The organism is Dactylosporangium aurantiacum, assembly GCF_000716715.1.
In the GTDB taxonomy this organism is placed as follows: Bacteria; Actinomycetota; Actinomycetes; order Mycobacteriales; family Micromonosporaceae; genus Dactylosporangium; species Dactylosporangium aurantiacum.
Window position 1 is genome coordinate 1 of record NZ_JNYJ01000099.1, and the last position, 10,695, is coordinate 10,695.

Genomic DNA, 10,695 nt, shown 5'->3' on the forward strand with positions numbered 1-10,695 from the left:
CACCGGATACCAGGCCAAGACCTACAACCTCACCGCCTTCGCCGGCCAGACCGTCACCCTCAAGTTCAACGGCACCGAGGACTCCTCCCTGCAGACCTCCTTCGTCCTGGACGACCTGGCCGTCACGGTCAGCTGAGCCCTGCTCCGCACCACCGCCGCCGCGTGGTCCGGCCCGGATCCGGGCCACGCGGCGGCGTCGCCGTCCCCCGGGTGGCCGTGGCGGCCGGACGATGAGACCATCGGGGCTCGCACGCATCGGCAGATCAGGGACGGACCAGGACATGACGACGGTATCGGGCTGGGCGCCGGCCGCCGCGGGGCAGGAAGGGCAGGAGGACCTGCGGGCGCTGTTCGGCCGGTCCACCGCCCTGTTCGCCGCGCTCACCGGGCCTGAGCACGTCGTGGAGACGGCCAACGCGGCGTTCCTCGCGCTCGCCGGCGACGGTGCGCGCACCGGGAGCCCGCTCGGGCACCTGCTGCCGGACCTAGATCCGGGTGTCGTCGCCGCGCTGGACGAGGCGTACCGCACGGGCGAGCCGTCCACCGGCCGCGACGTCCGGGTCGTGCTGGACGCCAGGGAGGCCTCATTCGACGTCACGTTCGAGCCGCGCCGCGACGCCGCCGGCACCGTGACCGGGATCTGGGTGATCGGCGTGGAGACCACCCACGTGCGGCACGCCCAGCTGCTGATGGCCGAGCAGCGGGCCCTGCTGGAGCAGATCGCCCGGCAGGCGCCCCTGGCCGACGTCCTGGACGGGATGGCCCGCAGCATCGAGCAGCTCGCCCCGCAGGAGGTGCTCGTGTCGGTGCTGCTCGCCGACGCCGACGGCCGGCACCTGCGCCACGGCGCCGCGCCCAGCCTGCCGGGCTTCTACAACGAGGCCATCGACGGCATCGCCACCGGCGAGGGCGTCGGCTCGTGCGGCACCGCCGCGCACCGGCGGGAGCCGGTCGTGGTCACCGACATCGCCACCGACCCGTTCTGGGACGACTTCCGCGACCTCGCGGTGCGGGCCGGGGTGGCCGCCTGCTGGTCCACGCCGATCCTCGCCCGCGACGGCGCACTGCTCGGCACGTTCGCCATGTACCACCGCACGCCGCGCGTGCCGCAGGAGGCGGACCTCGCCCTCGCCCGGGTCTTCGCCGGCACCGCGGCCCTGGCCATCGAACGCCACCGCAGCGAGCAGGCGCAGCGCGCCGCCGAGGCGGCGGCCGGGGCGGCCCGGGACGCGCTGGCCAGGGCGGTGCTCGCCGAGCGGCAGCTGCGGGCCGAGGCCGAGCGGCGCGCGACCACCGCCGCGCAGCTCGCCGACCAGATGCGGGAGGCCGCCGTCGCGCAGTCCGCGACACCGCACCCCGAGCACTGCCAGCTCGGCGGCGCGCAGGGGTGCGACGAACCGGCCGAGGTCAAGATCGCCGACTCGTGGGGCGACTCGGCGTGGGGCTGCCCCGTGCACGTCGAGGAGGCGATCCTCAACGTGCGGTCGGTGTTCATCGCCAGCGAGGAGCTCGGCGGCCTGTCCGCCTACGTCCACCGCTGACCCGCCGTCACGGCACCAGCAGCGTGCCGCCGCTCTTGACCCGGCGCACGACCGGGGCCGTCTCCACCGAGGTGACGCCGGTGAGGGAGCCGATGTCGCCGGCGATGTACTCGTACAGCTCGTGCAGGTCGCGGCAGATCACGGAGGCCGCGACGTTGGCCGGGCCGGTGGTGGCGGCCGCGTAGGCGATCTGCGGGTGGCCGGCGAGGGCCTGGGTGGTGGCGGTGAGCGCGGCGGGCGCCACGGTGAGCCACATCATCGCCTCGGCGGTGTAGCCGAGCAGGGCGGGCTCGATCTCGACGTCGAAGTAGAGCACGCCGCCGCGGCACAGCTCGTCGAGCCGCCGCCGTACCGTCGTCTCGGACCAGCCGGTGGCGGCGGCGAGGGCGGGCAGCCCGGCGCGGCCGTCCTTGGCGAGTGCCGCCAGCAGGCGGTTGTCGGCGGTGGTCGGCGCGGGCACGGCGGGCGGGGCCACTGCCGAGGCGGCTCCTGTCGATGCGGGTGCGGCCGGGGCGGGGCGCAGCGCGGCGATCTGGGCGGCGTCCAGGGCGGCGGTCCGGCCCGGCCAGCCGTGCAGGCCGGCGACGCCGCGCAGCATGCAGTGCGCGCTGAGCACGGTGATCCGCGGCGTGCGGGGCAGCTTCTGCAGCAGCAGCTCGCCGTCCGCGGACTGGCCGCGGGTCCGGGTGATGCAGGTGATCTCGGTGCCGCCGGACACCAGCGTCACCCACGACGTGTCGTCGCGCCGGGCGAGGGCCGCCGCCACCGGCAGCGCCGTGTCCGGTGAGCAGCGCATCCGCACCAGCCAGTCGACGTGGCCGAGCGCCGCCGCGTCGGGCAGCCCGACGACACGCAGCGCGCCGGCCTCCCGTAGCCGCCGGTAGCGGCGGGCGACCGTGCGGTCGGAGGCGCCGAGCACGGCCGCGATCCGGCTGAACGGGGCCCGGCCGTCGACCTGCAGGGCGTGCACGAGCTGCCGGTCGAGCCCGTCGAGGATGAGTGGATCCACCGTCGGACCGTACCAGCGTGTCGGAATCCGCCGGGATCGACGCGACCGACGTCAGTACGGTCGCCGCCGGTGCATGGTGCGGGGCATGCGCAAATGGTTGCCCCTGCTCGCGGTCTCGCTGAGCACCTTCATGCTGCTGGTCGACCTGACCATCGTCAGCATCGCCGCGCCGGACCTGGCGCGGGAGCTGCACTCGTCGTTCGCGGCGCTGCAGTGGACCGTCGACCTGTACGTGCTCGTCCTCGCGGCGCTGCTGATGGCGGCCGGGTCGCTGTCGGACCGGCTCGGCCACCGGCGGGTGTTCATCGCCGGGCTCGTCGTGTTCGCCGCCGCCTCGCTCGCCTGCGGTCTCGCCGCCGGCACCGGCACGCTCATCGCCGCCCGCGGTGTGCAGGGCGCCGGCGCCGCCGCGATGTACGCCACGAACGCGGCCCTGCTCGGCGTCGTCTACACCGGGCGGGACCGTTCGGTCGCGTTCGGGGTGTGGGGCGCGGCGAACGGCGCCGCCGCGGCCGCCGGGCCGATCCTCGGCGGGTTCCTCACCGAGCACGTCGGCTGGCGGTCGATCTTCCTGGTGAACCTGCCGGTGGCGGTGATCGCCGCGGTGCTGGCCCGGCTGGCGGTCCCCGGTGGGCGTGGCACCGCGACCGGGCGGGTCGACGTGCCCGGCGTGGCCGTGTTCACCGCCGCCGCGAGCCTCGTCGTGTACGGGCTCATCCGCGCCGGCGACACCGGCTGGAGCGACCCGGTGACCGCCGGCGTGCTCGCCGCCGGTGCCGCCGCGGCCGCCGGGTTCGTCCTGGTGGAGCGCCGCCGGGCCGACCCGATGCTGGACCTGTCGCTGCTGCGCCGGCCGTCGTTCGCGGTCCTGATGGCCGGCGCGGCGGCGCTGACCGCGGCGGCGTTCGCGAACCTGGTGTTCGTGTCGCTGTGGGCGCAGTCGGTCCTCGGCCTCGGCGCGATGGCGGCCGGGCTGGTGCTGGCGCCGATGGCGGTCGTCGCGTTCGTCGTCGCCGGGGTGGGCGGGCGGCTGCTGCACACCGTCGCACCGCGGTACAGCATCGGCTGCGGGCTGCTGCTGGTGGCCGCCGGCACCGCGCTGTGCATGCTGGTCGGCCCGGACTCCGGGTGGGCGGCACTCATGCCGGGCCTGTGCGTGACCGGCGTCGGGGTCGGCCTGAGCACCCCGGTCCTCGCCTCGGCGTCCCTCGCCGCCGCGCCGCCGGACCGCGCCGGCATGGCCAGCGGCGCCTCGAACACGTGCCGCCAGCTCGGCTACGCCCTGGCGCTGCCGGTCTTCGCCACCGTCGTGACGGCCCGGGCCGGGCAGGTGCTCGGCGACGACGCCGCGGCCCGGCGGCTCACCGGCGGCGGGTACCGGGACCTGCTCGGGCAGGTGCCCGCCGGAGCGCTGCGGGCCGCGTACGCCGCCGGGCTGGACCGCGTCTTCCTCGTCAGCGCCGTCATCGCCGGCGTGGCCGGGGTGGCGGTCCTCGCGCTGCTGCGCCCGCCGGCCCCCGCGCGCCTCTCGCCCCGCCCGGCCGAGCCGGCGCATGTACGTTTCACGCCCGGGACAACGCATTGAGCTGCGTGAACAGGAAATGTCGCGCCGCCGCTTCGTGCCGGGGCCGCGAATTGCCTAGCGTCCGCTTCCAGGAACGCTCCGCTCAGGCGCTCCATTGACGCAGGCAAGGAGGCAGCATGAAGAAAACGCTGCGCGCCGCCGCCGTGACCGGTCTGCTCGCCGCAGGTCTGGTCGCGGTGGTCGGGACCGCACAGCCGGCCAGCGCCGACACGCAGATCTGCGAGACCTACGGGTCGACCACGATCGGCGGCCGGTACGTGGTCATGAACAACAACTGGGGCAACAGCGCCACCCAGTGCATCAACGTGACGAGCTCCGGCTTCTCGATCACGCAGATCAACGCGAACAAGCCGACGAACGGGGCGCCGGCGTCGTACCCGGCCATCTACATCGGCTGCCACTACAGCAACTGCTCGCCCGGCACCAACCTGCCGATGCAGATCAGCGCCATCAGTTCGGCGCCGACGAGCATCTCCTACAACTACGTCAGCGGCGCCACCTACGACGCGGCGTACGACATCTGGCTCGACCCGACGCCGAAGACCAACGGCGTCAACGCGACCGAGATCATGATCTGGTTCAACCGCCAGGGATCGATCCAGCCGGTCGGTAGCCGGGTCGGCACGACGTCGGTCGCCGGCCGCTCGTGGGAGGTCTGGCAGGGCAACAACGGCGGCAACGACGTGGTCTCCTACGTCGCGCCGTCGGCGATCAGCAGCTGGAACTTCGACGTGAAGGCGTTCATCAACGACGTCATCGCCCGCGGCAAGGCCACCACGTCGTGGTACCTGACCAGCGTCCAGGCCGGGTTCGAGCCGTGGATCGGCGGCCAGGGCCTCGCCGTCACCGCGTTCTCCGCCAGCGTCAACGGCGGCGGTGGTGGCGGCGGTGGCGGTGGCGGCGGCGGTGGTACGGCCGGCTGCGCCGCGACGTACCGGACCGTCACCAACTGGCAGGGCGGCTTCCAGGGCGAGGTGACCGTGCGCAACACCGGCACGGCCAACATCTCCGGCTGGAGCACCGTCTGGTCCGGTGCCAACGCCTCGATCAGCTCGCTGTGGAGCGGCCGGATCACGTCGACCTCGCCGGTCACGGTCCGCAACGAGACGTACAACGGCTCGCTCGGCGCGGGCGCGTCCACCACGTACGGCTTCACCGCCAGCGGCACCGCGCCGTCGTCGGTGAGCTGCACGGCCTCCTGACCCAACCCGCACCCCGGCGCACGCCGGATCCCGTCACCCCCGGGATCCGGCGTGCGTCGCGTGCAGACCCGTCCGCCGCCCGGCCCCGGGTTCCGCCGCGCCATCCGAAGCCCGTGTCGCACCGACACAGCGCGCGGTAGGCCGGGAAGATGGAGGGGTGAGTTCGTCACAGTCCTTCGCCGACTCCCCATCCCCGCGCACTCCGGGGTCTGCCCCGGATCATCGCTATCTGCTCGACAACGCCCGCGTGGAGGCGGGTGAGCGGTTCACCTGGCTGGCCGAACTGTTCGACGGCGTCACCCGCGGCCACGTCGACCGGCTCGGCGTGCGGGCGGGCTGGCGCTGCTGGGAAGTCGGCGCCGGAGGCCCCAGCATTCCCGAGGCACTCGCCGCAGCCGTCGGACCAACCGGTCACGTGCTGGCCACGGACATCAATCCGGCCTGGTTGGACCCGCACGGCCGGTACGAGGTGCGCCGACACGACGTCGTCGCCGACCCGCCGCCGCAGCCGGGCACGTTCGACCTGGTGCACGCCCGGCTCGTGCTCGTCCACCTGCCCGACCGGGCGCGGGCGTTGGCGACGATGGTGGCGGCGCTGCGGCCCGGCGGCTGGCTGTTGGTCGAGGACGCCGACACCGAGCTGCAGCCGCTTGTCTGCCTCGACGAGGTGGGCCCGGCACAGCAGCGCGCCAACCGGCTGCGGCGCGCCGTCCGGGAGTTGCTGACCCGCCGCGGCGCCGACCTGCGGTATGGCCGTACGCTGCCGCGGGCGTTGCGTGCCGCCGGCCTGGCCGATGTCACCGCGGCCGGCTTCTTCCCGGTCGGCGGAGTGGCCTGCGACCGGCTGGAGGCCGCGACGATGCGCATGGTCCGCGCCGACCTGCTCGCCGCCGGACTGGCCGACGACACCGAGATCGACGCGCACCTGGCCGCCGTCGATGCCGGCGAGCTCGACCTCACCCTCGCGCCGCTGATCTCAGCGTGGGGCCGCCGCCCGGGATAGCCCCACCAGCGAACTGGTCGCACGCCGGGGTGAACGTCGCGTCCGGACGCCGCCGGTGTCGTGTGGAAGCATTCCACCGTGTCCGGGCGACGCGATCTCGAGCCGCCCAATCACAGGTGGAGGGATGTCGATGGTTGACCATGACGTGGCGTGGTACCGGCGGATGCTCGACGCACAGCCAGAGCTGCTCAACTCCCCGTGGTGCTGGACGGTCGTGCTGCCCTTGACGAAGCCGGTCACCGTGGCGGACGTCGCCCGGCGGCTCGGAGGGGAGCCGGCAGGCGTCGAGGACCGCGCTGGATGGGACTTCGACGAACCTGACGGAACGTTGCACCTGCGGCAGGTGGGCCCTGCCGTGCTCATGTGTCAGACCGGGGGTTGGGAAGGCGTCCGCGACGAGGCCCTGCGGTGGTTGTCCGACGGCGCCTCGGTGCACAGCTCGTGGTGGAGTAACGCCAACGCACGCAGTTTGCTCTGCTACGCCGCCTTCGGCCGGGTACTGACCCGACTGGAGTACCTCGACGACGACCAGCCCGCCGGCGAGCAGCCCGACGCTCTTGACGAGGACCGCGCTGCGCTGCGCGACGATCAGGACTACCCGGCCCAGCTGGCCTTCGTCGAGCGGCGTACCGGCGTCCGGCTGGACCACGCCTGGCTGGACGAGCCCCACGCCACGGTGGTCATCCGCAGGCCGATCCCGGACGACCCGCGACCGCCGGGCACGTTCGGCTCGACCGATCCGGATCTGACAGCCATGTTCCTGCTCGCCGACGAGCCCACCCAGCGCGACGCGCTGCGGTGGCTGCTCGACCTGCTCGCCGATGAGCACGACCTGCGTGACGAGCCCGCGGTTCACGCCGTGCTCGACGCGTTGCCGCAGGTCTGGCCAACCGGCGAGGACCTGGCGCATCAGTTGAGCCTGCTGCGAGCCGCGCTGACTCAGGCGGTCGACACCAGCCCCGCAATGTCACCCGAGCGCTGGCAGCACTATTACCGCATGCGCGCCGGTGAGGCGTTCACGGCAATGGTGCCCCGCCCGCCCGGCCCGTCGTACCGAACGGACGCGTTGTGGTACGCCCAACACGCGCTGCAACAGCGGTGGCCGACCATCCGCGCGGACCTGTGGCGGCGGGCCCGGCGTCAAGGCGGTAGGGAGACCGGCGCGATGGACACCCGTTGATGGCAGGGGACAAGTATCACCAGCACCGAAGCTGGACGGAGCAGCGTAACGACTTCGCCGAGCGCCGCAGCAGCTCATTGTCCGTATGGGACCGGCCCCGTTGCGGGCCCACCGTAGCGCCTGCGACGGATATCGAACGCCGGACCGCCGTCAACGAGATGTGGCGATGGGGGATGAACAGACCGTCGACGACGACGATACGTCGGCGTCGGGCGGTGCGATGCCGGCGGCGGTAAGGCATCCGCGGTGGCGGCGCTGGGTCGCGGCCGGCGGCATAGCGGATGCTTCCGAACGTCGGAGATCATCGTCGTATGGTGTCGAGACCGGTCAGGACACGGTCCGAGCGTATGCTCGGCTACAGGCGTGCGCTTGAGGCGCGGAGGCCGGCCACGTCCCCTACCCGGCTCCGCGAGCTCGCCACCGACGACGTCCGGCCAGTGCGCGTCCTGGTCGCCCGCAACTTCGACACACCGCGGGATGCCTTGGAACAGCTCACCCGCGACGAGGACGACGACGTCCGCACGAGTGCCATCTACACCCTCAACTTCCCTGAGATGGCCGTGCGGTGGCGCGCCAACGGCGGACAGATCGCTCCACCAGCCCAGGAACTCAGCGGCTTCCTCCACGAGCAGGTGGCTGTGCGACGGCGGTGGTCCTTCGGAAACCTCAGGAACGACGAGGAGCAACACCCGACTTTTCCTCTGCAGTTGGTTTGACGTACTACTTGGACAGGTGCTGCATACACACGCGTATCGGACGTCCGCCTGGACCGTCCATGACCAGGTCGGTGTTGGTCTGCGGCCAGGCGCCGCAGGGGTACCCGCCTGCCGCGTCCTCCTCGATGACTTCGACGCCGAGGACGACATGGTCGGCGTCGCCGTCAGCGCAGTCGACCACCGTCAAACGCACCAGCTGGATGCAGTCACCAGCCTTGAACCGTTCACGGCGGTGACCAAACAGCACGCCGGCGGCAATCGCAGCGACGACCACCGACGCGACCACCAGCACCTTGAGTCTCGACACCGCCGGAGAATACTGGCCGGACGGGCCGCCGTTATCGAAGCGGTCAACCTCGTCGCCGGCGATGCTTGTCCACCATGCATCGGGCCAGGCGCCGGCGCCAGTTGGCGAGCCGCTCGGCGGCATTACCTGCATATCAAGCAGATCCGTGCACCTGCATTGCTGGTCTGGCGCGATCTGAGAGCGGCCCGCGCGGCTTCGCATGCACCGGATCTCAGGTCAGGCCGTAGAGCCGGTTGAGGTCGAGGAGGTGATGGCCGACAACCGATTGGCCTGCCACGTTCAGCACGAGTACGAGAAAGACGTTGGGCGTCGCAGATCCTACGAGGACGTGCTCGTAGCCGCTGTCGGGCATCCTCCAGGCATAGGGCACCGCGCCGGCCGTGAAGTCGTGACCGCCGAAGTCGGCTGGTGGAATCGCGCTGAAGTACGGCCAGAAGTCGAACGGCGGCGCCTCGCCTGGGTCGACGGCGAGCGGATGCAGGGCCATCGTGGCCTTGTACTCGTCCTCCGTCAGCTTCGGCACCCGATCATGATGGCACGCCAGGGCAGCCGGGGTTCGGCCGCCTGGAGACGCGTACGGCCTGTAACGGCGGGTCGGTAGCCGCACACTCGGTCGGCGGCTACTTGTTAACTGGCGGTACGACCGCAGCCCGGCCAGGCTTGGTCGAGGTGACCGGGAGGATCGCTCTATCCGGCGGCTGCCCACCGCGGTTCGGTGTGGCTCACTCATGGCGTGCGTCCTGCCGGTCACCGTGGCGCGGAGAGGCTCAAGAGGGGTATGCCCAGCTCAAAGTAGCGTTGCCCTCCTCGCTGACATCGGCAGTTGTCGGATCGAGGAGGAACTGCATGGCCCGCGTCGTCATCGGCATGGATCCGCACAAGCGGTCCGCGACCATCGAGATCATCAACGGCCGGGAGAGGGTTCTTGCGCAGGGACGCTTCGGCACTGATCGTGGTGGCTATGCCACGATGCTTACTGACCTTCTGGAGTCAGGGTCACTCTTCAGTGCGGCTCGCCGGTTTGGGTGATTGCGCCGGGGATCGGCGTTGGTGCATTGATGGGGCATGCGGTACGGCGATGGTGGTGGGGTCGGCCGTCAGGGACGTGTCCGTCGTGAGCAGGTTCGGTTGCAGGCGGCGCGGATGTTCGCTGACGGGATGAGCGGTGCGCAGGTCGCTGCGGCGTTGGAGGTGTCGACGAAGTCGGCGTATGCGTGGCGGCGGGCCTGGCTGCGTGGCGGTGAGCAGGCCCTCGCTTCGAAGGGTGCGCCGGGTCCTGACCCGGTGCTGTCGCCGGAGTTGGTGGCCAAGCTGGTCCGCAAGCTTGACGAGGGCCCAGCCGCGGCGGGTTGGGACGTCGACCAGCGCTGGACCTTGGCGAGGGTCCGTACGTTGATCGGCCGGATGTTTCATGTCACGGTCAGCATCGCCACCGTGGCGGAGATCCTGCACCGTGCCGGGTTCACTCCGCAGCAGCCGGTGCAGCGGGCCGCGGAACGCGATGAGGCGGCCATTGAGCACTGGCGGCGGCATCAGTGGCCTGCGGTAAAAGGGTCGCGCGCAGGCTGGGCGCGTGGATCTGCTTCGTCGACGAGTCAGGTCTGACCCTTCGGCCAGCCCGGGCCCGGACCTGGGCCCCGCGAGGGCAGACCCCCGTTGTGAAGGTCGCCGGCCGCGGCGGGCGCCGGTTGTCGGTGGCCGGGATCGTCGCTTACCGCGCCGGCCGGCGGCCACGCATCATCTACCGCACGATGCTGCACCGCGGTCGCAAAGGCGAACCGAAAGGCTTCACCGAACAGCACTTCGCCGCCCTGCTCGACGCCGCGCATCAGCACCTGGACGGCCCGATCGTCCTCGTCTGGGACGGGCTACCCGCGCACAAGTCCGCGAAGATGCGCGCCCTGATCGCTGCCCGGCCGTGGCTGCGGGTCTACCAGCTGCCCGGGTATGCCCCTGAGCTGAACCCGGTGGAGAACCTGTGGTCCAGCCTCAAACGCAGCATGGCCAACCTCGTCCCGGGCACCATCCACGACCTGCTCTGCACCGCCAAGAACCGACTCAAGAGCATGCAGTACAGGCCCACCCTCGCCCTAGCCTTCCTCACCACCAGCGGGTTGAGACCACCCTGACCCTGATTCCAGAAGGTCAGTAA

General features: G+C 71.9%; 13 protein-coding genes. 10 read left to right on the forward strand and 3 right to left on the reverse strand.

Going from position 1 to position 10,695, the window contains the following annotated elements; translation table 11 throughout:
• Both OP18_RS62425 and OP18_RS49875 read left to right on the forward strand, forming a co-directional pair.
• On the forward strand, positions 1–136 hold a 136-nt coding region (locus tag OP18_RS62425; protein ID WP_169788997.1), incomplete at its 5' end, for a hypothetical protein.
• A 145-nt stretch (positions 137–281) separates the two neighbouring features.
• Positions 282–1,541 (forward strand): GAF domain-containing protein, encoded by a 1,260-nt coding sequence (locus tag OP18_RS49875; RefSeq protein ID WP_033367723.1) that lies wholly within the window; start codon positions 282–284, stop codon positions 1,539–1,541.
• Positions 1,542–1,548: 7 nt separating this feature from the next.
• Here the strand turns inward: OP18_RS49875 and OP18_RS49880 are convergent, their stop codons facing one another.
• Entirely contained in the window at positions 1,549–2,550 is a 1,002-nt protein-coding gene (locus tag OP18_RS49880; RefSeq protein WP_033367725.1) for an Lrp/AsnC family transcriptional regulator, read from the reverse strand.
• An 85-nt stretch (positions 2,551–2,635) separates the two neighbouring features.
• Here OP18_RS49880 and OP18_RS49885 point away from each other — a divergent pair, with 85 nt between their 5' ends.
• From OP18_RS49885 to OP18_RS49905, 5 genes are all read left to right on the forward strand, one after another.
• On the forward strand, positions 2,636–4,135 hold the full coding sequence (locus tag OP18_RS49885) for an MFS transporter (protein ID WP_033367738.1): 1,500 nt from the start codon (positions 2,636–2,638) through the stop codon (positions 4,133–4,135).
• Positions 4,136–4,251: 116 nt separating this feature from the next.
• Positions 4,252–5,337 (forward strand): GH12 family glycosyl hydrolase domain-containing protein, encoded by a 1,086-nt coding sequence (locus OP18_RS49890; protein WP_033367727.1) that lies wholly within the window; start codon positions 4,252–4,254, stop codon positions 5,335–5,337.
• 247 nt (positions 5,338–5,584) lie between these two features.
• Entirely contained in the window at positions 5,585–6,340 is a 756-nt protein-coding gene (locus tag OP18_RS49895; protein ID WP_156090360.1) for a methyltransferase domain-containing protein, read from the forward strand.
• Between the two features lie 163 nt (positions 6,341–6,503).
• The gene (locus OP18_RS49900; protein WP_156090361.1) at positions 6,504–7,520 is read left to right on the forward strand and encodes a DUF6461 domain-containing protein; all 1,017 of its coding nucleotides are present in this window, start codon (positions 6,504–6,506) and stop codon (positions 7,518–7,520) included.
• A gap of 347 nt (positions 7,521–7,867) precedes the next feature.
• Complete coding sequence (locus tag OP18_RS49905) at positions 7,868–8,236, forward strand: hypothetical protein (RefSeq protein WP_033367730.1); 369 nt, start codon at positions 7,868–7,870, stop codon at positions 8,234–8,236.
• A gap of 4 nt (positions 8,237–8,240) precedes the next feature.
• Here OP18_RS49905 and OP18_RS49910 read toward each other — a convergent pair whose 3' ends face one another.
• Both OP18_RS49910 and OP18_RS49915 read right to left on the reverse strand, forming a co-directional pair.
• Positions 8,241–8,675, reverse strand: a complete 435-nt coding sequence (locus tag OP18_RS49910; protein ID WP_033367731.1) for a hypothetical protein — start codon at positions 8,673–8,675, stop codon at positions 8,241–8,243.
• Positions 8,676–8,754: 79 nt separating this feature from the next.
• The gene (locus OP18_RS49915) at positions 8,755–9,066 is read right to left on the reverse strand and encodes a hypothetical protein (RefSeq protein WP_033367732.1); all 312 of its coding nucleotides are present in this window, start codon (positions 9,064–9,066) and stop codon (positions 8,755–8,757) included.
• Positions 9,067–9,389: 323 nt separating this feature from the next.
• On the opposite strand from OP18_RS49915, the gene OP18_RS56620 reads away from it, so the two are divergent.
• The 3 genes from OP18_RS56620 to OP18_RS49925 are packed head-to-tail and all read left to right on the forward strand — an operon-like array spanning position 9,390 to position 10,672.
• Positions 9,390–9,572, forward strand: a complete 183-nt coding sequence (locus tag OP18_RS56620) for a hypothetical protein (RefSeq protein WP_081971835.1) — start codon at positions 9,390–9,392, stop codon at positions 9,570–9,572.
• Between the two features lie 36 nt (positions 9,573–9,608).
• Positions 9,609–10,148: a winged helix-turn-helix domain-containing protein gene (locus tag OP18_RS49920; RefSeq protein WP_052388564.1), complete on the forward strand. Its 540-nt coding sequence runs from the start codon at positions 9,609–9,611 to the stop codon at positions 10,146–10,148.
• Positions 10,079–10,672 carry an IS630 family transposase gene (locus tag OP18_RS49925; RefSeq protein WP_156090363.1) on the forward strand — a complete coding sequence of 198 codons (594 nt, stop codon included), beginning with the start codon at positions 10,079–10,081 and terminating at the stop codon, positions 10,670–10,672. The genes OP18_RS49920 and OP18_RS49925 overlap by 70 nt, the downstream gene beginning before the upstream one ends.
• Positions 10,673–10,695: the final 23 nt, after the last annotated feature.